The organism is Ramlibacter sp. AN1015 (genome assembly GCF_037726105.1).
Classification (GTDB): Bacteria; Pseudomonadota; Gammaproteobacteria; order Burkholderiales; family Burkholderiaceae_C; genus Ramlibacter.
This window is the reverse complement of sequence record NZ_JBBJUM010000017.1, coordinates 68,458-90,685: the sequence shown is the minus strand read 5'-3', so window position 1 is coordinate 90,685 and position 22,228 is coordinate 68,458. Positions and strand designations below refer to the sequence as shown.

The following is a 22,228-nucleotide window of genomic DNA, read 5'->3' as shown; positions in this document are numbered from 1 at the left end:
AGACACCGGGGTCGCCTTTCTTTGCCTACTTTCTTTGGCGAAGCAAAGAAAGTAGGTCGCCCGCCGGGGCGAACTCCCGGCGCCTCGCTTCGACTACAAAAACATCAACGCAGAACCTGCACACAAAACATGCCGTCAGCCGACGCGCCATCGCGCCATCGCGCCATCGCAGGCGTGCATCGATCAGCCGCCCCGTCGTGCATCCACCAACACGAACGCCACTCGCGCCGGCCGCCCGCTGCGGTTCGCCCACGCATGGTTGGTGCCCCGCTGGATCAGCACATCGCCTGCGCGCAGCACCGTCTCCTGCGTGTCCATGATGGCCACCAGTTCGCCCTCGAGCATGAGGGCGTAGTCCACCGTGTCGGTGCGGTGCATGCCCGGGTGCTCCCCGGGCTTGGGCTTGTGCTGGGCGTCGCGGTAGATGGCCCCGAAGGTCGCCTGCAGCATGCGCTCGAGTTCCTTCGGATCGCTGGGCTCGGGCGGGAAGTCGATGATGCGAAGCACCGTGCCGCCCCTGGGCGGCGAGACCCCCTGGTGCTGCGCGATGCTGTCGGGTGCATCGACCGCGCCGTCGCCGGCCGTGCGCCACACGTTGGTGACGCGATAGCCCGGGCGCTCGGGCACGAGCCGCACCGCCGGCGACGCGCCGTCCTCGGCAATGAAGGAGCGGCCCTGCGCGTCGTCGGCCGTGAGCACGCGGCGGATCGGCTGCATGTCGTCGGCCATGGCTACTTCTTCTCCAGGTTCAGGTCGGGAACCAGGTCGGCGTGCATGCGGTAGGTGCGATCGATGCGCTGCTTGAACGCGTCGGCCGGCAGGTAGGCCGGGATCTGCTGGATCGTCTGCGCAGCCTTCTTGAATTCGTCCGACTCCAGCACCTGCTTGCACAGTCCCTGCAGCTTGTCGACCACGGGCTTGGGCGTTCCAGCCGGCACATAGACGCCGTTCAGCCCCGGCGTCACCGCCGGAAAGCCAGCCTCGGTGAGCGCCGGAACGTCCGGCAGCGCGGGGTGCCGCTTGTCCGAGAGCACGGCCAGCGCGCGCAGGCCCTTGCCGCCGATCGACGAGATGGCGGGCGCCCCGAAATCGATTTGCCCGCCCAGCAGCTGGGGCAGCATGGCACCGTCGCCCCGGTAGGGAATGCCGTTGAAGCGCAGGCCCTGCGCCTTCTCCATCGCCGCCACCGACAGGTGCGGCACCGACGCCGGCCCCGCATGGCCGTAGGACAGCTTGCCGGGCTCGGCCTTGGCGCGCGCCACCAGGTCCTGCAGCGAAGTGATGGGCGAGTCGGGCCGCACCGCGAGCGCGAACACGTTCTCGAACACCTGGCACACCGGTTCGATCTGTTCGGCCTTGAACGGCATGCTGCGGGTGACGAAGGGCGCGTTGGTCAGCGCCGACGCCGGCGAGAACATCACCTTGTAGCCGTCGGGCGCGGCATTGGCCATGGCCGTGAAGCCCACCAGACCGCCCCCGCCGTCGCGGTTCACCACCGCCCAGGACTGGCCGGTGATCTGCGCTGCCTGACGCGCGAACGCGCGCGCCATGGCATCGACGCCGCCGCCTGCGGCATAGGGCACGATGACCTCGACGGACTTGCTCGGGTACGGCTCCTGCGCGAGCGTGCCGCCGACGGCGCCGCAGGCCAGCAGCGCCGCGGCTCCTGCGCGCGCGACGGTGCGCGCAAAGCTTGTGGTTCGCATGGGAAATCTCCTTGTTGTTGGGTGGGTGGTCAGGCCGGTGTCGATGTCGCTCCCGCATCTTCGGGCGGCGGCGTCCATCCCGGGACACTAAACGATGGCCGCTCGTTCAGGGTGTCGATGTCGAAGCCGGCGAGCTCCTTGTAGCGGCGCTCGATCTGCTGCAGCTCGGCCGCAGCCCCGCCGTGATCCCGTGCCCGCGCCATGGCGCTGACCCGAGCCATCACGTCGCCCGCCTGCCGCCGGTTGGCGAGCTGCACCTCGCTCACGCTCGGGCGACGTCGCGCTTCATAGGCCTGCAGGGCGTCGCCGACGCTTGCGTGGCGCGCCAGTTCCTGCGCGAGCACGCGGCCGTCGATGATGGCCTGTGATGCGCCGTTGGAGCCGAACGGGTACATGGCATGTGCGGCATCGCCCAGCAATGCCACGCCTTCGGCGGTCCACCGGGGCTGCGGGTCGATATCGGCCATGGGGTACTCCCAGGCCTGTTCGGAAGCCCGCACGAGCGCAGGGATGTCCAGCCAGGGGAAGCGCCAGTCGGCCACCCAGCGCGCGACGTCCTCCGGTGCGATGGCGCGGTTCCAGTTGCCCAGGTCGGGCTCGCCCGCGGGCGCGCCGGGCTGCGGCCGCACGATGAGCCAGTTGAGGGTGTTCGCATCGATCGGATAGACCACTGCGCGCCGGTGCTCGTCGCCCACGATGACCATGCAGTGCCCGCCGCGAAACGCCGCACCGCGTGCAGCGCCGCGGTACATCGTCCAGCCGTTGGTGGCCAGGGGCACGGCGCCCAGCGAAGCGGTGCGCACGGCCGAACGGATGCCGTCGGCGCCGACGACCAGATCGGCCTCGTGGCGGCAACGCGCCCCGCTGTGCGCATCCAGCGTGGTGACCTCCACGCCGCTGCCGTGCTGCGGCCGCAGCGCGGTGACCCGTTGGCCGGTCACGACCGCATTCGGGCCGAGCCGGTCGCGGACGGCGGCGAGCAGCAGTTGCTGCAGCCGGCCGCGGTGGATGGAGTACTGGGGCCAGCGGTAGCCCGCGCGCTCGCCGCGCGGCTCGGCCCAGATCAGCGTGCCGTTCGCATCGTGATACGCGAGCTCGTGCGTGGCATGGCCTTGGCGTTCCAGGGCTGCGGCCAGGCCGAGCTCCGACAACTCACGCACCGCATGCGGCGGCAGGTTGAGCCCGACACCGACCTGCTGTATCTCGCGCGCGGCCTCGACGACCGTCACATCGGAGAAGCCCGCCGCATGCAGGCTCAACGCGGCGTTCAGGCCGCCGATGCCCGCGCCGGCGACGAGGATCCTCACGGCTTGAGCAGCTTGGCCCGCCCTACCAGCGAACGCTCGGACTGGTAGAAATCGGCCGCCCACTGCGGGTACTCCTGCGGCCCCTTGTACCAGTAGGTCTGGCGCAGCTGGTCCAGCAGCTTCGCGTATTCGGGATCGTCGATCGCAGCCTTGAACGCGGTGTTCAGGCGCGCCACGATCTCGGGCGGCATGCCCTTCGGGCCGACCAGGCCGTAGGGCGCCGGGTACGCCAGGTCATAGCCCAGCGACTTGGCCGTGGGCACGCCAGGCATCCACGCCGCAGGCTTCTCGTCGAAGGACATGAGCACGCGCAGCTTGCCGGACTGCACGTGCGGCAGCAGGCTGCCGACCGCATCGACGCTGGCCACCGTGTGGCCTCCGAGCAAGGCGGTCGCGTTCTCGCTGCTGCTCTTGAAGCCGATGTGGTTGGCCTGCACGCCCGCCATGCCGGCGAAGGCCTCGGCCAGCAGGTGCATGGTGGTGCCTGCGCCGGCCGTACCGATGCTCAGCTTTCCGGGGTTCGCCTTGGCGTCGGCCACGAGGTCGGCCACGCTCTTGTAGGGCGAGTCGGCGTTCACGGCCAGCACGAAGGTGTAGCCGCCCAGGCCGGCGATCCAGGTGAAGTCCTTGAGCGGGTCCCAGTCCACGGCCTGCATGTGCGGCACGCGCAGCAGGCCTGCGGTAGCCGCGGCGATGGTGTAGCCGTCGGGCTTGTCCGACTTGGCCATGCTCGATGGCGCCAGGGTCGCGCCCGCGCCCGGCTTGTTCACCACCACGATGGGCTGGCCGAGCTGCTTGGATGCGAGCTCGGCGAGCTTGCGGAAGGTGATGTCGGTGGGCCCGCCCGCGCCGAAACCGACCAGCAGGCGGATCGGGCGGTTGGGATAGGGATCGGCCGCGCGCGACAAGGAGGGCACCGCGGCCAGGACGGCCGCGCTGGCCAGCAGGGCACGGCGTACGGGGGAGAACTCGGGCATGGGCTTTTCCTTCCGGGAATGCGTGGAGGGTCGGACGCAATTCGTCCGCCTGGCGGACGTTCTGATCCGCTCTGCGTTCAGTATCGGGAAGGAACGCAGCTCCTCGCAAGGCAGGGATGTCCCTAGGGCGGGACAGCTCCCCTCACTTACCCCCTGGCGCGCAGGCGTGCCGCCGTGTTGCGCAGCTCGCCCAGGAACTGCTCGATGGCCGCTTCGCGCGTGAACTGGCCGGACGTCAGGCTGACGTTCAGGGCCGCGATGGTGGCGCCCTGGCGGTCGCGCACCGGCACGGCCAGGCCGCAGATCGATTCGTCGAGCTCGCCATCGACCCACGCGTGCCCCTGCTCGCGCGCGAGTTCGATGGCCTCCCGCAGCTTCCTGCGGTCGGTCACCGTGGCACTCGTGAGGCGCGACACGCTCGCGTGCTGCAGGTAGTCGTCGAGCTGTTCGTCCGGCAGGCCGGCCAGGAGCACGCGCCCCATGGATACCGCGTGCGCGGGGAGCCGGCTGCCCAGCGACGGGCTCATGGGCAGGATGCGTTTGGCATGCTGGCGCTGCACGTACACCAGTTCTTCGCCGTCGAGCACCGAGAGCGCGCAGGACTGGCGGATGCGGGCGCACAGCTCCTCCAGGGCCGGCTGCGCGTCGCGCCAGTAGGGCAGCGAATTCAGGTACGACAGGCCCAGGCGCAGCACCCGCGGGGTGAGCCAGTAGCGCTTGCCGTCCGAGCGCACGAAGGCCATGTCGATCAGGGTCAACAGAAAACGGCGCACCACCGTGCGGGGCAGCTCCACCGTCTCGGCCACCTCGGCCAGGGTTTGCCCGCCAGCCGCCTTGCCGAGGGCTTCGATCACTTTCAGGCCGCGTGCGAAGGTGCGCACGAAACTTTCGCTTTCGGGGGTCGCCATGGATTTCCCTTGGTTGACAGCCGAAAACCGGCCGCCCAATAATGACCACGAGGCGGTCACAAGTAACCGCTAGGCGGACATTCTATCGTTCCCGCCGCGCTTGTTCAACCACGCCCACGACACCTCGCCAATCCTTCACTTCCCCTCCATGCTTCCATGACCGAAACCGCATTCGAAACCGACTTCTGGAAGGACAACGCGTTGCGCAAGACCTGGGAGGAGATCATCCCGGGCGAGCCGCGCAAGACGCTGCCCTACACCCTCACGCTGGACGCCATCCAGAAATACTGCCGCGTCGTCGGCGACCTGCATCCGCTGTATTTCGACGAGGCCTATGCCAAGGCGTCGCCCTACAAGGGGCTCATCGCACCGCCGGCGATCCACATCCTGCTGATGTTCTCCTGCACGCCGCCCGACGACTGGATGCGCAGCCCCGGCACGGTGAACGCCGGCCAGTCATGGAGCTACAACATTCCCGCACGGCCCGGCGACACCATCCGCCTCGAAGCGCGGGCGCTCGACAAGTTCATCAAGAAGGACCGCCTTTTCGTGGTGCACGACAACGTGTTCTTCAACCAGCACAACCAGGTGATCTGCTCCGGCCGCGGCTGGACCATCCGCCCGATGTGAGCCCGAGGACCTCGACATGACACAAGCCGCACCCCGCTTCGACACCGGCCACCGCATCACCGGCACGCCCTGCTCGCCCACCCGCGAATCCATTCGCGCGTTCTGCGAAGCCTCGCTCGACTTCAACCCGCTGCACCTGGACGACGAGTACATGAAGGGCAGCTTCGGCAAGACCCGCTTCGACGGGATCATCATGCACGGCATGAACAACTTCGGCGTCATCACGAAGATGCTCACCGACTGGGTCTATCCGCTCGGCGGCATGCAGAAGCGGCTGGAGACGCGCTGGAAACAGCCGGTCAAGCCGGGCGACACCATCACGCCCACGGCGGTGGTCACCGCCAGCCGCGACACGCAAAGCAGCCGCTGGGTCATGCTGGACGTGCAGGTGCGCAACCAGCGCGAGGAAGTCGTCGCCACAGGCGAAGCCATGGTCGAGTTCCCGCTGGCGGCCTGACCGGGCGCACACTCCACCAGACAACCACACCACAGGAGACACGCATGCAGTTCCCCGGAAAGTTCCTTCGGATCGGCGCCACCGCCCTCGCCGTCTCGGGTGCGCTCTTTGCCGCCGCCCCCGTGCTCGCGCAGGCGCCCGCCTTCCCGACCCAGCCCGTGAAGATCGTCGTGCCCTTCCCGCCCGGCGGCACGACCGACATCCTCGCGCGCCAGCTCGCCACCGAGCTGCAGGGCCGCTGGGGGCAACCCGTGGTGGTCGAGAACCGCCCGGGCGCGAGCGGCACCATCTTCTCGGAGCAGCTCGCGCGCATGCCGGCCGACGGCACCACGCTGATGCTCACGGCCACGCACCACGTGATCAACCCCGCGCTGTACAAGAGCATCAAGTACGACACGCGCAAGGACTTCACGCCCATCGCGCTCGTCGCTTCCGTGCCGAACGTGCTCGTGGTGCACCCTTCGTTTCCCGCCAAGACCACCAAGGAGTTCATCGCCCACGCCAAGGCCAACCCCGGCAAGGTGAGCTTCGGCTCCACCGGCACGGGCGGAGCCAACCACCTCTCGGGCGAGCTGTTCAAGTCGATGGCCGGCATCGACATGGTGCACATCCCGTACAAGGGCGCCGCGCCCGCGCTCAACGACCTGCTCGGCGGGCAGATCCCGGTGATGTTCGACTCCATACCCGGCGTCCTCCAGCACATCCAGTCCGGCAAGCTGCGGCCCGTCGGCGTGACCTCGGCCAAGCGCTCGCAGGCGCTGCCCGACGTGCCCACCATCGACGAGTCGGGCCTCAAGGGCTTCGAGGCCACCGCCTGGTTCGGCCTGTACGCACCGGGCGGCATGCAGCCGCAGCTGCGCGAGAAGATCGCCGGTGACGTGGTGCAGGCGCTGCAAAGCCCCGCCATTCGCAGCCAGTACGCCAAACTCGGCGCCGAGTCCGGCAGCATGAACCAGGCCGAGTTCGCCAAGTTTGTCGATTCCGAACTGAACAAGTGGGCCAAGGTGATCGACGACGCCAAGGTGAAGGTCGAATAAGGTGGGTGCGCCGATCGACGCAGCCCGGCCGCGGGGACCGGGTGCCCTGTCGCACCTGCGCGTGCTCGACCTCTCCCGGGTACTCGCCGGCCCCTGGTGCAGCCAGAACCTCGCCGACATGGGCGCCGAGGTGATCAAGGTGGAGCGGCCCGGCCGCGGCGACGACACGCGCGGCTGGGGGCCGCCCTGGATCGCCGTGAGCGACGCCGAGGGCGCCGCCGGCGCCTCGCGCGATTCGACCTACTACGCCGCCGCCAACCGCGGCAAGAAGTCGATCACCCTCGACATCGCGCGCCCGGAAGGCCAGGCGATCGTGCGCCGGCTCGCCGCCATGAGCGACGTACTGATCGAGAACTACAAGATCGGTGACCTCAAGCGCTATGGGCTGGACTACGCGACGCTCTCGGCCATCAACCCGCGGCTCGTGTACTGCTCGATCACCGGCTACGGCCAGGACGGCCCCAGCGCGCACAAGCCCGGCTACGACTTCGTCTTCCAGGCGCTGGGCGGCCTCATGAGCATCACCGGCGAACGCGACGACCTGCCCGGCGGCGGGCCGCAGAAGGCGGGCATCGCCATCGCGGACGTGATGACAGGCATGTACGCTTCGATCGCCATCCTCGCGGCGCTCCAGCACCGCGAGGTCTCCGGCGCCGGCCAGTACATCGACATGGCGCTGCTCGACTGCATCGTCGCGCTCGGCGGCAACCAGGTCACCGGCTACTTCGCCACCGGTGAGCCGCCGCGCCGCTATGGCAACGCGCACGCGAGCCTGGTGCCCTACCAGGTGTTCGCCGTAGCCGACGGCGAGATCGTCGTCGCCGTAGGCAACGACGGCCAGTGGCTGCAGTACTGCGCCGCCATCGAACGGCCCGATCTCGCCGCCGACCCGCGCTGGACGAAGGTGACGGGACGCATCACCGGGCGCAACGAACTCGTGCCCGAACTCGCCCGCACCATGCTCACGCGCTCGCGCGCCGAATGGCTCGAACGCCTCGAAGCACGGGGGGTGCCTTGCGGCCCGATCAACGATTACGAGCAGGTCTTCCAGGATCCGCAGGTGCGCCACCGCGGGCTGCGCGTCGATGTACCGCGCGGTGACGGGACGGTGGTCTCCACCATCGCAAGCCCGCTGCGCCTGACCGCCACGCCCCCGGTGGTCGAGCGCGCCCCGCCCCGGCTGGGCGACTCGACGGAGGACGTGCTGACGTCCCTGCTCGGATTGACTTCGGACGACGTCGCGGCGCTGCGCGAGCAGCGGATCGTCTAGCGGTTCCCGCGCCTTCGGGCGCGTGCGGATAATGCTTCGCCATGACCCAAGCGCCCACCCCTCCCCTCTCCAAATCCCGCCGCGCAGGCGACCTGCTCTTTCTCGCCGGCGAGCTGCCCATCGGCGCCGATGGCGCGGTTCCGCAGGGCATCGAGGCGCAGACGCATCTCACGCTCGATCGCATCGAGGCGACCCTGCGCGCCGAAGGGCTCGGGCTCGCCGACATCGTGTCGGTCACCGCCTATCTCGTGGACGCCGCCGACTTCGCCGCGTTCAACCGCGCATACGCATCGCGCCTGCCGGTTCCCTACCCGGTGCGCACCACCGTCCGCGCCGACCTCATGCGCGCGCAGGCGCTGCTGGAGCTCACGGTGGTGGCGCACGCCCGTTCATGAGCGCGCAGGTGCTGGTTCTGGGGGCCGGCATCGTCGGCACCTGCACGGCGCTGCACCTGGCGATGCGCGGCCATCGCGTGGTCCTGGTGGACCGCCGCGAGCCGGGCCGCGAAACCTCCTACGGCAATGCAGGGATCATCCAGCGCGAGGCGGTGGAACCCTATGCGTTCCCCCAGGACTGGTCGGTGCTCGCGAACGTGGCGCTCAAGCGCGGCGCGGCGGTGCACTACCACCTGCGCGCGCTGCCCGCCATCGCGCACGGCTTGCGGATGTACTGGAGCCATTCGCGTCCGCGCACCCACGCGGCGATCTCCGCCCTGTACGCGCGCCTGATCGAGCACTCCACCTCCGAGCACGCCCCGCTGATCGCGCGCGCCGGCGCCGAAGACCTGGTGCGGCGCGACGGCTACCACGCCGTGTTCCGCAGCGACGCGAGCTTCGAACGCGCGGCGGCACGCGCACACTCGCTGGCCAGCACCTTCGGCATCCGCCTGCAACTGCTCGACGGCGCCACCCTGCGCCGGGCCGAGCCCGGGCTGCGCGCGGACGCAGGGCTCGCCGGTGCGGTTCACTGGCTCGACCCCTGGACCGTCAGCGACCCCGGCGAGCTGGTCGCCCGGTATGCCGCCCTGCTGGCCCGCGAGGGCGGCGAGTTCGCGCGGGGCGACGCGAACACCCTGCGCCCCTGCGGCAGCGGCTGGTCGGTACGCACCGGCTCCGGCACCGTGGAGGCCGAACACGCCGTGCTGGCGCTGGGCCCCTGGTCGGACGCGCTGGTGCGCACGCTGGGCTACCGCTTCCCCCTTTTCGTCAAGCGCGGCTACCACAGCCACTACCGCGGCAGCGGCCCGCGCCTGCCGATGCTGGACGCCGACGCAGGCCTGGTGCTCGCGCCCATGGCGCAGGGCGTGCGGCTCACGACGGGCGCCGAGTTCGCGCTGCTGGACGCGCCCGCCACCCCGGTGCAGGTCGATCGCGCCAAACAGCTCGCCAATGAGCTGTTCGAGCTGGGCGATGCGGCGGACCGGCCCTGGATGGGCGCGCGGCCCTGCACCGGCGACATGCTGCCCCTCATCGGGCCCGCGCCGCGCCACCGCGGGCTGTGGTTCAACTTCGGCCACGCCCACCAGGGCTTCACCATGGGGCCGGTGAGCGGTCGGCTGCTGGCCGAAATGCTCGACGGCACACCTACCGTGGTCGATCCGAAGCCCTACGCGCCGGCTCGCTTCGGCTGATTCATTTTCGCTCCCATGACGGCTGTCGGGCGGCAAGCCCGGCGGAGGGTGGCACCGTCGAGCAATTGCAGGCGGGGCTTTTGCGTAGCAGGCGGCTGCCGCCGCGCTCTTGCGACGAATCGCCTCCGCGGAGCGCAGGCTTGCGGCCGCGCCGCACGCTCAAGCGCTTCCGTGGCGCGCCGGCATGGAGCCGACGGTACGCAGTGCATTCAAGGGAATGCGCAGGTAGGCCACTCCGTTGGCTTCCCGCTCCGGCAACTGGCCGCCGCGGATGTTCACCTGCAGCGAGGGCAGGATCAGCGACGGTGCCTCGAGGCTCGCGTCGCGCGCCGTTCGCATGGCCACGAAGGCATCCTCGGTGATGCCGTCGTGCACGTGGACGTTCCTCTCGCGCTGCTCGCGCACGGTGGTCTCCCAGCACGGCTCGCGGCCCTGGGGCGGATAGTCGTGGCACACGAACATCCGTGTCGCGCCCGGAAGGTCGAGCAGTCGGCGGATGGAGCGATAGAGCGTGCGCGCATCGCCCCCGGGGAAGTCGGCACGGGCGGTGCCGACATCCGGCATGAACAGTGTGTCGCCCACGAAGACGGCGTCGCCGATGCGATAGGCCATGTCGGCCGGCGTGTGCCCCGGCACCAGCATCGCCGTGGCCTCGAGGTCACCGAGTATGAAGCTCTCGCCGTCGGCGAACAGATGGTCGAACTGGCGCCCGTCCGGCAGGAACTCGCGGCCCAGGTTGTACAGCGTCTTGAACGTGGTCTGCACCTGGCGGATGTTCTCGCCGATCGCGATGCGCCCGCCCGCGCGCTCCTGCAGCGTGCGCGCCGCCGACAGGTGGTCCGCGTGCGCGTGTGTCTCCAGGATCCACGCGAGGCGCAACTCCTTGCCGTGCAGGAAGGCGAGCAGCCCGTCGGCCGACCTCGTGGCGGTGTGGCCCGACTTGCTGTCGAAGTCGAGCACGGGGTCGATCACCGCTGCGGCACGGGTGGCCGCGTCCCACACCACGTAAGAGACCGTTCCCGTGGACCGGTCGTAGAAGCCCTGCGTCTGCAGGGTCGGGCCCATGCTGGCGTTCATGTGCGCACTCCTGAACGGACGGCGGATCTCAGCTGGACTCGACCCGTCCTTGCGCATGCTATGCGCAGGGAATGCGCCGACACAAGGTCCGCCAGGGACCGCTCACGCGCCTCGGCGATGTCGATCTCCGCCTTCGACGATCCTCGCGCCGCGAGCAATTCTGCCGTCGCGCCACAGCCTGTTACCGACCCGCGGTTGCAATCGGGCACCTGCGGCCGCATTGTGCTGAGCATGTGGAAACGGTTCTTCGTTCTGTGGCGGGTGGTGCGCGGCGACGCACTGCAGTTCTGGCGTGCCCTGCGGCACCCGCAGTCTCCCGGCTGGTTCAAGCTGGCGTCCGTGCTGCTGGTGCTGTACTTGATCTCGCCCGCCGACCTGATCCCGGACGTCATCCCTGTCCTGGGCGTCGTCGATGACCTGGTGCTGCTGCCGCTGGCGATCCGCTGGTTGCTGGATCGCTTGCCGCCGGAGGTGGCGCGCAGCATCTCCGCAGGGGGAAGGCGCGCCTGACGCGGGCGACGCCGCAACGGTTTCGCATCAAAGGCTGCGCAGCGAGCGGCCGCGCGTCGTCGATGCGTGCAGGACCTCCACGCGTGCCGGAGAAGCTCAGTCGGCCCGTGGCGGCGCAGCCTCGCCCATCGCTTCCTGCCATTGCGCCATCTTCAAGACCCAGTTGGCCATCCGGTCGCCGTTCGGCGTGTCTGCGGCGGCCGTGTTGGTCTTCACCAGCCGGTCGATCAGGGACTGCTGTTGCACGCTGAATTCGTCCGGAAACAGCGGCGTCACCGTGACGATGCAAGGCGCGCAGCGTGCGTCCTCCTGCCAGGCAAGCCCCGCGCCCGCGATGCGGTAGTTCAGGACGCCGCGCCGAAGCCGCATCTGCTGCGGCCCGCGCGGGGTCGGCACGTCGATCCAGCGGTTCGCCATCCAGGCGAAGCCATCGACCGGCAACTCGCAGGTGACGGTTCCACCGTCATCGACCTCGAACAGCGCGTGCGGCCGCAGCTCCACACGGACCCGCAAGCTTATGGTCCGCGCCTTCGCCCTGCCCTGCGTGCGCGCCACCGCCTCGAGCACCTGGCCCGGCCGCACCCCAGGCGGGATCTGCACGCTGCAGCGGTACTTCGTCGCAGGCGCCTTTCCGCTCGCGCCGCAGTCCGTGCAGGCCGGCCTCGTCGTGCCTGCCCCCTGGCACGCGCCGCATTCCACCGTGGACGACATCCAGGCAAACCACAGCGCCTGCGCCAGACGACCGGCTCCGCCGCAGGCGCCGCACCTGACCGGCTCGGCCTGCAAGCCGCTGCCCTGGCAGCTGGCGCAGTCCTCCACCACCTCCCCGCGCAACTCGCGCACACAGCCGCTCGCGATTTCCTCCAGCGTGAGGTGCTGCGTGTGCTGCGCGACGGTATCCGACGGCGCAGCATCCTGTGCACCACACGCCGTGTCGTCCCTGTGTGCACCCGGACCGGCGCCCTGCGCATGCGTGGAGTTCTCTGCGCCTTCCGCGTCCTGCGCGTCCTGCGCGTCCTGCGCGTCCTGCGCGTCCTCCGCGTCGCTCGCGCCGCGCTCATCGCGCGCTCCGTCTTCACCGACCGCACCGCGCCTGGATCTTCGGATTTCTTCGAGGGCACGGTTGATCCGCTGGATCTTGCGCAGCGCCTCGGGGCTGTCGTTGCGGTCAGGGTGCCAGCGCGCGGCGAGCCGGCGCCAGGCGGCCTTCACTTCGGCATCGCTGGAGCCCGGCGCGAGGCCCAGCTCCTGATAGCAGTCGTCCACGTTCAATGCGCGCTCCGTCCCTGATGTGCTGCAGCGCGGCATCGTAGTGGAGCCGACGCGACTCGCCCCGGCCGGTGCGCACGTTGCGGCATGTACGCAGGTGAACCGTGACAGGGTTGCGGCCAGCGTTGCTGGCGGCCGCATGCGAGCGGAGATCAGCGCGAGGCTTGCGCAGCGTCGGCAGGCCCGCGCGGTGCGCACACGCCAGACGCAGGCCGAATCGTCTGCGAACGCGTCACCGGGGCGCTGCGCGTACGGCAGCTGGCCTGGTCTTCACGGCGCCACCGGGTCCGAACGCCTGCACCGCGCGTACGAACTCCGCCGTCACCGGCGAGCCGTGGTCTTGCAGATAGATGCAGTTCACATCCAGAAGCCGGTTCGAGGCCGCTTCGAGCGCACGGAACGCCACGCCGGGAATCTGGACGTAGGCGGCTGATTCGGGCACCAGGCACGCCCCGAAACCCGCTGCGACCAGGGCAATGCCCGTCACGGCATCTTCGACCGTCTGGGCGAGCGTGGGGCGCAGGCCGTGACGCTCGAACAGCGAGAACACGACATCGGTGAAATTGGGGCGCGGTCCGCTCGCGAACAAGACCAGAGGACAGCCCGCAAGATCCTTGATGCCCAGGCGCGTGCGTTGCAGCAGGCGATGGTCCGCGGGAAGCGCCACGAACAGCCGCTCGTGCTGCAGGGTCTGCGTCGCGATGTCCGGGTAGTTCGCAGTGAGGCGGCTGAAGCCCGCGTGGATGCGACCTTGCCGCAGTGCTTCGATCTGGTCGCCCTTGTTCATCGTGTGGAAGACCAGTTCGACGCCCGGATGGTCCGAGCGGAACTGCGCGAGCAGGAGCGGCAGCCGGTCGAACATGACGGAGCCGAAGACCGCGACATGAAGCCGCCCGATATGGCCGTGGTGGGCGCTGGTGGCGCGCTCGGAGGCACGCGAGACCATGTCGAGGATGTTGCGTGCGTCTTCCAGGAACAGCCTTCCGGCATCGGTCAGCTCGACACCGCGGGCGTTGCGCTCGAACAGGCGGGCTGCGACTTCCTTCTCGAGCTGGCGGATCTGCCGGGTCAGCGGCGGCTGCGAAAGGTGAAGCCGGACAGCGGCGCGGCTGAGGTTCAGTTCCTCCGCGACAGCGACGAAGTAGCGCAGAAGCCGTAGTTCCAAGAGGATGCTCCCATACCCACCGGGTATCGCTCGCAGCGCGCGATGGTATTGGACAGTATATCGAGCGCCCCTGAGACTGCCCTTATCGACATCACTTCTGAAGCGACATGGCAGACAGCGCACTCATGCAGCCGCGCACGCACCGCGTAGCCGCGGACGTCGGGGGAACCTTCACCGACGTCGTGACGTTCAACGAAGAGACGGGACGCTCGTTTTTCGGCAAGACGCTCACGACGCCGGAGAGCCTCATCGAGGGAATCGTGACGGGCGTGCACAAAGCCGGGCCGCCGTTGGACGAGGCGCGCCTCTTCCTGCACGGAACGACGGTGGCGATCAACACGATCTTGGAGCGCAGCGGCGCAAGGACCGCGCTGATCACCACACGGGGCTTCCGCGACATCTACGAAATCGGGCGGATCAACCGCCCGGATGCCTACAACCTGTTCTTCACCAAGCACGAACCGCTCGTCCAGCGCTCCTGGACCTACGAGCTCACGGAACGCATGAGCGCGCGAGGCGAGGTGCTGATACCGCTCGCGGAAGACGAGCTGGAAGCCATCGCGCGCCAGCTGCGCGAGGAGCAGGCACAAGCGGTGGCCATCCTGTTCCTGCATTCATACGCCAATGCGGCGCACGAGATGCATGCCAAGCGCCGCCTGCAGGCGCTCTGCCCCGGCAAGTTCATCACCGCCTCGCATGAGATCTCGCAGGAATACCGCGAGTTCGAGCGCACCTCGACGGTGGCTGCCAACGCCTATGTGGGGCCGCGCGTGCACAGCTATCTGGCCGAAGTCGATGACCGGCTCGCGCGCGAAGACTTCCAGGGAACGTTCTACGTGGTGCAGTCCAGCGGCGGCCTCTTCGATGTGCGCACGGCGCAGAGCGAGTGCATCCGCATGCTCGAGTCCGGACCCGCGGCGGGCGTGATCGGCACGCGGGCCGTGTGCCAGCGCCTGGGACTGCCCGATGCGATCGCGTTCGACATGGGTGGAACGACCGCCAAGGCGGGCGTGGTGCACGCCGGTGAAGTCGTGATGGCAGGCAGCATCATGATCGGGGGGTATGCGTCCGGACTGCCGATCCAGGTACCCCTGATCGACATCCAGGAGGTCGGCACGGGCGGAGGCAGCCTGGCACGCGTAGAGGCCGGCGGCGGCCTTCGCGTCGGTCCGCAGAGCGCCGGTGCCGTGCCGGGGCCCGCCTGCTACGGGCGCGGGGGAACGCATCCCACGGTGACGGACGCCAACCTCGTGCTCGGCCGATTGAGCGCTGACCGCTTCCTGGGCGGGGAAATGCCCCTGGACGTAGAGAAGGCGCGCAAGGCGCTGGCCACGCACGTCGCCGAGCCCCTGGGCATCGAGGTGGTCGCCGCGGCGGACGGCATCATCCGCATCGCAGCCACCACCATGTCGCACGTGGTCACGCGCGTCACCACCGAGCGCGGGCTCGACGCCGGCAACTTCACGATGGTCGCCTACGGTGGCGCCGGACCGTTGCACGCCAGCCTGATCGCGCGCGAACTGCGTATTCCCAAGGTCATCATTCCGCCCTCGCCCGGCCACTTCTCCGCTTATGGAATGCTGGTGGCCGACCTGCGGCGCGATTTTGTGAAGACCTGGTTCCGCCCGCTTGCCAGCATGGACCTGCGCGAGATGGAGGCGATCTACGCGGGGATGGAGGCAGAGGGCCGCACGTCGCTGAAGGCGGAAGTACCCGACGAGCACGGGCTCACGACTCGCCGGGCAGCCGACATGCGCTACGTCGGCCAGGAGCATTCGGTCACCGTGGACCTTCCTGCGGTGCTGTTCGAGACCGACGACCTCGCAGGCATCAAGAAACACTTCGACGACACGCACGCGCGTCGCTACGGCTTCAGCACGCCGGCCGCGCCGTGCGAGATCGTGAGCCTGCATACCTCCGTCATCGGGTACTTGCCCAAGCCGCAGAGCCAGCGCCTGTCCGAAGCCGCCGGGGCAGCCGCATACGAAAGGCGCAGCGTCTACTTCAGCGACGCCGGCGGCTTTCTGGATACGCCGGTGGTGCAGAGGACGGACCTCCAGGCTGGCAATTCGATGGACGGCCCGGTTTTGGTAGAGGAGCACGCGTCCACCACCGTGATCTTGCCCGGCGACCGCCTGGAGGTCAGCCCCTGGGGCGACCTCGTCATTCATATCGGGAGAAGCTGAATGTTGACCAGCACAGCAGGGGCCACGCTGCGCACCGGCGCGGACGATCCCGTCATCACGGAAATCGTGCGCAACGGACTGGTGGCCATCACCGAAGAGATGAAGGCGATCCTCATGCGCACCGCCTACAACATGATCATCTACGAGGCGCAGGACTTCACCGTCGGCGTGTTCGATGCGCAGGGCGAAACCGTCTCCATCGGCATCGGGCTGCCGATGTTCATCCGGGGGATGAGCGACACGGTCAAGGCCATGATCGGGCACTTCGGCGTGGAAGATCTCAGGCCCGGCGACGTGCTGCTGACCAACGACGCCTACATCACCGGCAGCCACTTGAACCACATGACTTTCGTCGTGCCCGTGCACGAGGACGGTCGCCTGGTGGCGTTCACCGCGTGCATGGCGCACTGGGTGGACATCGGCGGGGTGCTGGACGGCATGACCACCGACATCTACTCCGAAGGGCTGCAGATGCCGATCGTCAAGTACGAGCGCGAAGGCGTCGTCAACAAGGACATCCTTGCCATCATCCGCATGAACGTGCGCGTACCAGACCGGGCCAACGGCGACCTGAATGCGCAGGTCGCGGCGGTGAAGATGGGCGCCCGGCGCTTTTCGGAACTGCTGCGCCGCTACGGGACGGAACCCGTGCTTGCCGGCATCGACGCGATCATGGATCACACCGAGGCGGTCGCTCGGGAACACGTGCGCAGTATCCCCGACGGTGTCTACGAAGCCGCGTCGTACATGGACGACGACGGCGTCGCATCGGGACGCAGGATTCCGATCCGCGTGAAGGTGACGGTGGCCGGCGACGAGATGGAGATCGATCTCACCGACGTCGGCGAACAGGTCAAGGGTTTCTACAACTCCGGCGAGGCCGCCGGTCGGGCCTGCTGCCAGGTGGCATTCAAGTGCCTCACGTCGGCGCTCGAGCGGCCCATCAACGAAGGCAGCTTCCGGCCGCTCAAGATCGTCCTGCCGCCCGGGCGCATCGTCAGCGCCGTGCGGCCGGCTGCCATGCGCTGGTGGATGACGTTTCCGATGACGGTGGTCGACACCATCTTCAAGGCGCTCGCGCCCGCCATTCCCGACCGCGTCATCGCAGGCCACCACGCAGACCTGATGTCGGCCATCATCAACACGCGCCGCCCCGACGGGCAGCTCGTGATCTTTTCGGGTGGGCTGATCGGAGGCGGCTGGGGCGCCAAGCGCGGCTCCGACGGTTCGCACGCCACCATCTGCATCAATGACGGCGACACCCACAACGCTCCCATCGAACAACTCGAAGCCAAGTACCCGGTCGTGATCGAGAGGTACCAGCTACGCAGGGATTCGGGCGGTGCCGGCACCTGGCAGGGAGGCCTGGGAACCGAAAAGGTGGGCCGCGCGACAGGCAACCTGATGTTCAACTGCCAGGTGGACCGAACCCACTGCCGACCGTGGGGCCTCTTCGGGGGCCTGTCGGGCGCCGGCAACCAGGTGTCGGTCCAGCTCGATGGCGAAGCGGAAACATTCTTTCCAAGCGGCAAGGTGCTGGCACGGGCCCTGAAGCCGGGAGAGCGCTACGTCCTGCGTTCCGGCGGCGGCGGCGGATACGGCAGCCCGCTCGAGCGGCCGATCGAGCGCGTCGAGCTCGACATCCTGCAGGGATACGTATCGGCCGGTCGCGCCGCCAAGGTCTACGGCATCGTCTTTTCGGACGACGGCCACATCGACGTGCAAGCGACCGCAACGCGTCGAGCGGAAATGGCCAACCGGGGCGAACCGACCGATGCGCAGGACGACACCCACGAGGCAAGTTCTCCGCTTGCCGGAACGATGTTTCGCTCGGGCGGACTTTCACGACTGCCAGGGCGCTGCTGCTGAAGCGTTTCCATAGTTCACAACCGACCAGGAGACATGAGCATGAGAAAGATCCTTCGCCGTACGACGATCGCGTTCGCGGGCGCCTTGTGCGTGGCGGCGGCATTGCCCGCCTTTGCGCAAACCGCCGATGCCTCGGCGACCAACTTCCCCAGCAAGGTAGTGCGCATCGTGGTGCCGTTCAGTCCGGGCGGCTCGGCCGACGCGTCTGCTCGCATCCTCGGCGAGCGCCTTGCGGAGATCTGGGACAAGCCCGTCATCATCGAGAACAAGCCCGGTGCGGGAACCACGGTCGCCTCGGCCCACGTGGCGCAGTCTCCGCCCGATGGTCACACCCTGTATCTCGCGTATGTCCTGTCCTATGCCACCTCGGCCAATCTGTATTCGCAGCTTCCCTACGATCCGGCAACCGACCTCGCGCCCGTGTCGTTGATCGCGGACGCGCCGTTCGTGCTGTCGGTCTCGCCCACCCTGAAGGTTTCCAGCGTGTCCGAGCTGGTCGAACTCGCAAAGTCATCACCGCAACCGCTCACGTACGCGTCCACCGGCAACGGGGCGGGCCCGCACCTGACCACCGAGATGTTCCTGCGACGCGCCAACATCAAGGCGACGCATGTTCCCTTCCGCGGCACCAGCGGCGCGCTTACGTCGCTGATGGGTGACCAGGTGCATTTCAGCGTCTTCGACGCCGCAGCACTGGGCCAGCTGCGAAGCGGCCGGGTGAAGCCCATCGCGGTGACCTCCGCCAAGCGCTGGCCCCAGTTGCCGGATGTGCCGACCATCGCCGAATCCGGGTTTGCCGGGTTCGACGTCTCTAGCGGCGCAGGCATCATGGTGTCGGGCAAGACGCCGCCCGAACTCGTGGACAAGCTCCACTCGGCCATCGTGCGCGCGATGGCGACACCGGCGGTGCAGCAGAAGTTCAGCGCCCAGGGCTTCGTGCCCCTGTCCAGCTCGCCGTCCGAATTCAAGCAGGCGCTGACCGCGCAGATGGAGCGCATGCGCACGCTGATCAAGGAGATCGGGCTGAAAGTGGATTGAAGCTGCTTGGCGCTGCGCAGCAGGTGCCCGCCAGATCGGACGGTCGCGCACGACGTGCAAATCGCCGCATGCGCGCTGGCCGCCGCAAGGGCCGGGCCGCTTCCGGGAGCAGCACGCTGCACCTTACACTCCGCCGCATCGATCCGCCCGAGAGGAGCCTGTGATGTCGAAAGTTCTGTGCGCCGGGTGCGGTGAACCCATTCGACGCCGGGCCGACTTCTCCATCGGCGGTCGCGTGCTCAAGCCGATGCACAACCGGTGCTACCGGCTTCACAGCGAACAGCTGCCCTGGTTGCGCAAACCCGGCTGGCCCATCAACCGGCTGTTCTCGTGGGTCGCGTTCAACGCACTGCTGCTGGCGGTGCTGTTGGTCGGAGCGACCATCGCGGGCGGCGTGCCGGACCAGCGCATCTTCGGCGAGCCGCTGATCATCCTGGCGTGCTTCAACGCCTGGCTGCTCGTGGGGCGCCTGCTGTCGTACTGGTCGTACGAGCGTCACATTCCGCACTGATGGCGCGTGCACCGGACCAGCGCGCCATTAGCGGACATGCACCGCTCGGTCGTGGCGGAGCGCGCGGCGTCGCCGCCGCGACGGGCTTGCGACGCAACGGTGATCGCCACGCCGTGCGTGGTGCAAGGCACGCTGCTCGCCCTCCTGGTCCAGTTCGAGCGCTGGCAGCACCAGAAGTCGCGTGAGCTCGAGCAGTGGGCCCGCGAACTCGGCTGCCCTGCCCGGTGACCGGGGCCGGAAGGAGTGCACGAGCTCCAAGCGGGGATGCTTCCGACGTGAACGGTCGAAGTCCGACCGATGGCAAGGCGACCACTGCGTGGCGGCGATGCCGGGTTGGATGCAACTGCGCGCCGGGCGACTAACCCTTGCGAAACGCCGACTCCTCGAACTTCGACTCCGGCGGAAAAACTAGCGTCGAAAGCGCCGGGTCGTGCAGCACGTCCGCCTTGCGCTTGCCGGCCTTCTCGCGCAACGCCATGACCAGGCACACGGCGCAGGCCAGCGCGAAGGAGAAGCTGCTCAGAACCGATTCGCGGCTATCGTACGCACCGACCGCAGCTAGGACTGCCAGGGCGAGGAAAGCGAAAAACTTCATACGGGACAACATGGCGGCAGCATAAGGCAGAGCAGCAGCTCCCGCCATGCGGGCGCCCCCGGCATGTTGCACGCCGGCCATGCCGCGCTGGTGGCGAAGCAACGCACCCGCCGGATGTGCTGGCATGTACGGCCGCCCTGCCCCGCCGACGCTGAGTGCGAAAACAAGCTGCTCCCCCTCCGCCCGGAGAGCCCTGCCCTGGCCGTCCCTGCGCTCGGGCTGCGCCAGCGAGACGGCCGCGGCGGCCCGGACCCGGGCGCAGCGGCCGCAGCCTCCGCCCGGTGCGCCGCGCAAGCAGTCGCGGGCCTGCGGACAAATACTCTGGCTCGGGTTCCGATCCGAAGAGACAATCCGCCGTCGGCCCGGGCGCACGCACAAGCTGTGGATGTGCGTGCGCCGCTGGCCGCGATGAGCGAGCAGGTCTGTTCCCGTAGAGGATTGCGATGGCCAATGCACAAGACGCACGCGCTACCCTGGTCGAACGTTTTTTCCAGGGCACCGGGGACAGCTACGACTTCATGGTCAATGCCGCGACCTTCGGCATCGACAAGCTGTGGAAGCGTCGCATCGTCAGCTTGATCCCGTCCCAATCGCGCCGCGTGGCGGACCTGGCCTGCGGAACGGGCATATCCACGCTGGCGATCGCCCGCAAATTGCCCCGCTGCCAGGTCGTGGGCGTCGAACTGCGCGACGAGTACCTCTCGATCGCCAGGGAGAAGGTGCGCCGCTACGGCGTGGCCAACGTCGAACTGGTCTTGAGCCGTGCGGAGGATTACCAGTGTCCCGAGCCGTTCGACTGCATCGCGTCGTCGTACCTGGCGAAGTACGCCGACATTCCCCGGCTGGTGGACAACGCCACGCACATGCTCGCGCCCGGGGGCCTGCTCCTGATGCATGACTTCACGTATCCGCCCAAGCCGCAGCTGGTGCGGCTCTGGCGCCTGTACTTCTACCTCCTGCAGCGCGTCGGGGGCCGCTGGTTCCCGAACTGGCGCGAGATCTACCACGGCCTGCCCGAGCTGATCCAGCAGACGCGATGGACCGAGGAGCTGACTGCCGCGCTGCAGGCGCAGGGGTTCACGGAGATCCGTCAGCAGGACCTGACTCTCTACGGATCGGCGTTCATCACGGCCCGCCGCGCGCCATAGCGCGAACGATCGCGTAGGGCGCGGCCCTCAGCAGCCCGACGTGCGGGCCGCTGGCAAGAAGATCGGCGGCGGCGACGGCTCGCTGCAGCCGGTGCCCGATCGCGGCCTCCATCCGATTGCGAAGCAGCGGTCGCAAACGCTCGGCGTGCTCGGGCGTAGGTACGCCGAAGCGCTCAGCCGCTTCGCCGTCAGCGCAGAAGTGCCACACGGCAGGCGCGAGCAGCGGGCACTGCGCCGCAGTGGGCGGGGCCGCAAGCCAGTCCTGCAGGTCGTCCGCGATCTGGTAGGCCTCGCCGATGCAGGCACCGTACGCGAAGGCGTGCGCCGCCACCGGGGCAGACACCTCTGCGGCCAGCGCGCCCAGTTGAGCCGCCGCGCCGAAGAGCACACCTGTCTTGAGATGCACCAGCCGAGGGTACAGACGCGCCGCCAGCGGGCCCGCATCCCGCGCGGGATCGGACGTCGCCAGCGGCTCCTGGAAAGCGCCCGCGGCCATGGTCGCAATCGCGCGCGCCATGACCACGCCGTCCTCCCGCCCCAGCTCCGCTGCGCGGGACAGGGCCGTTGCGAACATGAGGTCGCCCAGCAGGACCGCGCGCCGGGGCCCGAGCACCGTCCAGGTGGCGGCGCGGTCGCGGCGCGAGGTGTCTCCATCGACGAAATCGTCATGGATCAGGGAGGCCGCCTGCACGCACTCGACGGCCAATGCGCGGGTGAAGGCCGCCCCCGGCGAGCCGCCAAGCGCTTCGTTCATGAGGATGACCACGCAGCCCCGCAGGCGCTTGCCGCCCCTGAGCACGTCGCGCACCACCGATTGGTCGGCAGCGGGAATCGCGTCGAAAAATTGGGCGAGCCGCCGGTCGAAGTCGTGTTCGAGCCGCTCTCGGACGCACCGCCAGTAGACGTCGAATGCGGCCTGGCTCGATCGATCCATGCGG

General features: G+C 68.7%; 23 protein-coding genes. 13 read left to right on the top strand and 10 right to left on the bottom strand.

The window, feature by feature from the left end; genetic code table 11:
• Positions 1 to 183 precede the first annotated feature (183 nt).
• The 5 genes from WG922_RS20340 to WG922_RS20320 all read right to left on the bottom strand — a co-directional run bounded on the left by WG922_RS20340 (position 184) and on the right by WG922_RS20320 (position 4,898).
• Positions 184 to 729 carry a cupin domain-containing protein gene (locus WG922_RS20340; RefSeq protein WP_340284824.1) on the bottom strand — a complete coding sequence of 182 codons (546 nt, stop codon included), beginning with the start codon at positions 727 to 729 and terminating at the stop codon, positions 184 to 186.
• Positions 730 to 731: 2 nt separating this feature from the next.
• Positions 732 to 1,706: a tripartite tricarboxylate transporter substrate binding protein gene (locus tag WG922_RS20335; protein WP_340284823.1), complete on the bottom strand. Its 975-nt coding sequence runs from the start codon at positions 1,704 to 1,706 to the stop codon at positions 732 to 734.
• A gap of 29 nt (positions 1,707 to 1,735) precedes the next feature.
• The gene (locus WG922_RS20330) at positions 1,736 to 3,013 is read right to left on the bottom strand and encodes an FAD-dependent monooxygenase (RefSeq protein ID WP_340284822.1); all 1,278 of its coding nucleotides are present in this window, start codon (positions 3,011 to 3,013) and stop codon (positions 1,736 to 1,738) included.
• Positions 3,010 to 3,990 carry a tripartite tricarboxylate transporter substrate binding protein gene (locus WG922_RS20325; RefSeq protein WP_340284821.1) on the bottom strand — a complete coding sequence of 327 codons (981 nt, stop codon included), beginning with the start codon at positions 3,988 to 3,990 and terminating at the stop codon, positions 3,010 to 3,012. Before WG922_RS20325 ends, WG922_RS20330 begins: the two co-directional genes overlap by 4 nt.
• 146 nt (positions 3,991 to 4,136) lie before the next feature.
• Complete coding sequence (locus tag WG922_RS20320; protein ID WP_340284820.1) at positions 4,137 to 4,898, bottom strand: IclR family transcriptional regulator domain-containing protein; 762 nt, start codon at positions 4,896 to 4,898, stop codon at positions 4,137 to 4,139.
• A 156-nt stretch (positions 4,899 to 5,054) separates the two neighbouring features.
• Between WG922_RS20320 and WG922_RS20315 the strand changes: the two genes are divergently transcribed.
• Genes WG922_RS20315 through WG922_RS20290 form a run of 6 tightly spaced genes read left to right on the top strand, consistent with a single transcriptional unit; the run spans position 5,055 to position 9,922 of the window.
• Positions 5,055 to 5,528 carry a MaoC family dehydratase gene (locus WG922_RS20315; RefSeq protein WP_340284819.1) on the top strand — a complete coding sequence of 158 codons (474 nt, stop codon included), beginning with the start codon at positions 5,055 to 5,057 and terminating at the stop codon, positions 5,526 to 5,528.
• 16 nt (positions 5,529 to 5,544) lie between these two features.
• A complete protein-coding gene (locus WG922_RS20310) occupies positions 5,545 to 5,985 on the top strand; it encodes a MaoC family dehydratase (RefSeq protein WP_340284818.1) in 441 nt (146 codons plus the stop codon).
• 44 nt (positions 5,986 to 6,029) lie between these two features.
• Complete coding sequence (locus tag WG922_RS20305) at positions 6,030 to 7,022, top strand: Bug family tripartite tricarboxylate transporter substrate binding protein (RefSeq protein ID WP_340284817.1); 993 nt, start codon at positions 6,030 to 6,032, stop codon at positions 7,020 to 7,022.
• Position 7,023: 1 nt separating this feature from the next.
• Positions 7,024 to 8,292: a CaiB/BaiF CoA transferase family protein gene (locus tag WG922_RS20300; protein ID WP_340284816.1), complete on the top strand. Its 1,269-nt coding sequence runs from the start codon at positions 7,024 to 7,026 to the stop codon at positions 8,290 to 8,292.
• A 41-nt stretch (positions 8,293 to 8,333) separates the two neighbouring features.
• The gene (locus WG922_RS20295) at positions 8,334 to 8,687 is read left to right on the top strand and encodes a RidA family protein (RefSeq protein WP_340284815.1); all 354 of its coding nucleotides are present in this window, start codon (positions 8,334 to 8,336) and stop codon (positions 8,685 to 8,687) included.
• Positions 8,684 to 9,922: an NAD(P)/FAD-dependent oxidoreductase gene (locus WG922_RS20290; protein ID WP_340284814.1), complete on the top strand. Its 1,239-nt coding sequence runs from the start codon at positions 8,684 to 8,686 to the stop codon at positions 9,920 to 9,922. The genes WG922_RS20295 and WG922_RS20290 overlap by 4 nt, the downstream gene beginning before the upstream one ends.
• Positions 9,923 to 10,081: 159 nt before the next feature.
• Here the strand turns inward: WG922_RS20290 and WG922_RS20285 are convergent, their stop codons facing one another.
• The gene (locus tag WG922_RS20285; RefSeq protein ID WP_445322863.1) at positions 10,082 to 10,999 is read right to left on the bottom strand and encodes an MBL fold metallo-hydrolase; all 918 of its coding nucleotides are present in this window, start codon (positions 10,997 to 10,999) and stop codon (positions 10,082 to 10,084) included.
• Between the two features lie 231 nt (positions 11,000 to 11,230).
• Between WG922_RS20285 and WG922_RS20280 the strand changes: the two genes are divergently transcribed.
• Positions 11,231 to 11,509 (top strand): YkvA family protein, encoded by a 279-nt coding sequence (locus tag WG922_RS20280; protein ID WP_340284813.1) that lies wholly within the window; start codon positions 11,231 to 11,233, stop codon positions 11,507 to 11,509.
• 96 nt (positions 11,510 to 11,605) lie between these two features.
• Here the strand turns inward: WG922_RS20280 and WG922_RS20275 are convergent, their stop codons facing one another.
• Both WG922_RS20275 and WG922_RS20270 read right to left on the bottom strand, forming a co-directional pair.
• A complete protein-coding gene (locus tag WG922_RS20275; protein WP_340284826.1) occupies positions 11,606 to 12,775 on the bottom strand; it encodes a DnaJ domain-containing protein in 1,170 nt (389 codons plus the stop codon).
• A gap of 235 nt (positions 12,776 to 13,010) precedes the next feature.
• The gene (locus tag WG922_RS20270) at positions 13,011 to 13,943 is read right to left on the bottom strand and encodes a LysR family transcriptional regulator (RefSeq protein ID WP_340284812.1); all 933 of its coding nucleotides are present in this window, start codon (positions 13,941 to 13,943) and stop codon (positions 13,011 to 13,013) included.
• Between the two features lie 107 nt (positions 13,944 to 14,050).
• On the opposite strand from WG922_RS20270, the gene WG922_RS20265 reads away from it, so the two are divergent.
• From WG922_RS20265 to WG922_RS20245, 5 genes are all read left to right on the top strand, one after another.
• Positions 14,051 to 16,129, top strand: coding sequence for a hydantoinase/oxoprolinase family protein (locus WG922_RS20265; protein WP_340284811.1), 2,079 nt, complete (start codon positions 14,051 to 14,053; stop codon positions 16,127 to 16,129).
• Positions 16,130 to 17,998: a hydantoinase B/oxoprolinase family protein gene (locus tag WG922_RS20260; RefSeq protein WP_340284810.1), complete on the top strand. Its 1,869-nt coding sequence runs from the start codon at positions 16,130 to 16,132 to the stop codon at positions 17,996 to 17,998.
• 39 nt (positions 17,999 to 18,037) lie between these two features.
• Positions 18,038 to 19,036 carry a Bug family tripartite tricarboxylate transporter substrate binding protein gene (locus tag WG922_RS20255; protein ID WP_340284809.1) on the top strand — a complete coding sequence of 333 codons (999 nt, stop codon included), beginning with the start codon at positions 18,038 to 18,040 and terminating at the stop codon, positions 19,034 to 19,036.
• 163 nt (positions 19,037 to 19,199) lie between these two features.
• On the top strand, positions 19,200 to 19,547 hold the full coding sequence (locus WG922_RS20250) for a hypothetical protein (protein ID WP_340284808.1): 348 nt from the start codon (positions 19,200 to 19,202) through the stop codon (positions 19,545 to 19,547).
• Between the two features lie 36 nt (positions 19,548 to 19,583).
• On the top strand, positions 19,584 to 19,775 hold the full coding sequence (locus WG922_RS20245) for a hypothetical protein (RefSeq protein ID WP_340284807.1): 192 nt from the start codon (positions 19,584 to 19,586) through the stop codon (positions 19,773 to 19,775).
• Positions 19,776 to 19,905: 130 nt separating this feature from the next.
• Here WG922_RS20245 and WG922_RS20240 read toward each other — a convergent pair whose 3' ends face one another.
• Positions 19,906 to 20,223 carry a hypothetical protein gene (locus WG922_RS20240; protein ID WP_340284806.1) on the bottom strand — a complete coding sequence of 106 codons (318 nt, stop codon included), beginning with the start codon at positions 20,221 to 20,223 and terminating at the stop codon, positions 19,906 to 19,908.
• A 362-nt stretch (positions 20,224 to 20,585) separates the two neighbouring features.
• Here WG922_RS20240 and WG922_RS20235 point away from each other — a divergent pair, with 362 nt between their 5' ends.
• The gene (locus WG922_RS20235) at positions 20,586 to 21,290 is read left to right on the top strand and encodes a class I SAM-dependent methyltransferase (protein ID WP_340284805.1); all 705 of its coding nucleotides are present in this window, start codon (positions 20,586 to 20,588) and stop codon (positions 21,288 to 21,290) included.
• Here WG922_RS20235 and WG922_RS20230 read toward each other — a convergent pair.
• Positions 21,268 to 22,224 carry a polyprenyl synthetase family protein gene (locus tag WG922_RS20230; RefSeq protein ID WP_340284803.1) on the bottom strand — a complete coding sequence of 319 codons (957 nt, stop codon included), beginning with the start codon at positions 22,222 to 22,224 and terminating at the stop codon, positions 21,268 to 21,270. The two genes, WG922_RS20235 and WG922_RS20230, sit on opposite strands and share 23 nt — an antisense overlap.
• Positions 22,225 to 22,228: the final 4 nt, after the last annotated feature.

Excerpts from the sequence above, each read along its gene's own strand:
- WG922_RS20340 (WP_340284824.1), bottom strand. The coding sequence starts at position 729 with ATGGCCGACGACATGCAGCCGATCCGCCGCGTGCTCACGGCCGACGAC.
- WG922_RS20335 (WP_340284823.1), bottom strand. The coding sequence starts at position 1,706 with ATGCGAACCACAAGCTTTGCGCGCACCGTCGCGCGCGCAGGAGCCGCG.
- WG922_RS20325 (WP_340284821.1), bottom strand. The coding sequence starts at position 3,990 with ATGCCCGAGTTCTCCCCCGTACGCCGTGCCCTGCTGGCCAGCGCGGCC.
- WG922_RS20320 (WP_340284820.1), bottom strand. The coding sequence starts at position 4,898 with ATGGCGACCCCCGAAAGCGAAAGTTTCGTGCGCACCTTCGCACGCGGC.
- WG922_RS20315 (WP_340284819.1), top strand. The coding sequence starts at position 5,055 with ATGACCGAAACCGCATTCGAAACCGACTTCTGGAAGGACAACGCGTTG.
- WG922_RS20310 (WP_340284818.1), top strand. The coding sequence starts at position 5,545 with ATGACACAAGCCGCACCCCGCTTCGACACCGGCCACCGCATCACCGGC.
- WG922_RS20305 (WP_340284817.1), top strand. The coding sequence starts at position 6,030 with ATGCAGTTCCCCGGAAAGTTCCTTCGGATCGGCGCCACCGCCCTCGCC.
- WG922_RS20295 (WP_340284815.1), top strand. The coding sequence starts at position 8,334 with ATGACCCAAGCGCCCACCCCTCCCCTCTCCAAATCCCGCCGCGCAGGC.
- WG922_RS20290 (WP_340284814.1), top strand. The coding sequence starts at position 8,684 with ATGAGCGCGCAGGTGCTGGTTCTGGGGGCCGGCATCGTCGGCACCTGC.
- WG922_RS20285 (WP_445322863.1), bottom strand. The coding sequence starts at position 10,999 with ATGAACGCCAGCATGGGCCCGACCCTGCAGACGCAGGGCTTCTACGAC.
- WG922_RS20280 (WP_340284813.1), top strand. The coding sequence starts at position 11,231 with ATGTGGAAACGGTTCTTCGTTCTGTGGCGGGTGGTGCGCGGCGACGCA.
- WG922_RS20265 (WP_340284811.1), top strand. The coding sequence starts at position 14,051 with ATGGCAGACAGCGCACTCATGCAGCCGCGCACGCACCGCGTAGCCGCG.
- WG922_RS20260 (WP_340284810.1), top strand. The coding sequence starts at position 16,130 with ATGTTGACCAGCACAGCAGGGGCCACGCTGCGCACCGGCGCGGACGAT.
- WG922_RS20255 (WP_340284809.1), top strand. The coding sequence starts at position 18,038 with ATGAGAAAGATCCTTCGCCGTACGACGATCGCGTTCGCGGGCGCCTTG.
- WG922_RS20250 (WP_340284808.1), top strand. The coding sequence starts at position 19,200 with ATGTCGAAAGTTCTGTGCGCCGGGTGCGGTGAACCCATTCGACGCCGG.
- WG922_RS20245 (WP_340284807.1), top strand. The coding sequence starts at position 19,584 with ATGCACCGCTCGGTCGTGGCGGAGCGCGCGGCGTCGCCGCCGCGACGG.
- WG922_RS20240 (WP_340284806.1), bottom strand. The coding sequence starts at position 20,223 with ATGGCCGGCGTGCAACATGCCGGGGGCGCCCGCATGGCGGGAGCTGCT.
- WG922_RS20235 (WP_340284805.1), top strand. The coding sequence starts at position 20,586 with ATGGCCAATGCACAAGACGCACGCGCTACCCTGGTCGAACGTTTTTTC.
- WG922_RS20230 (WP_340284803.1), bottom strand. The coding sequence starts at position 22,224 with ATGGATCGATCGAGCCAGGCCGCATTCGACGTCTACTGGCGGTGCGTC.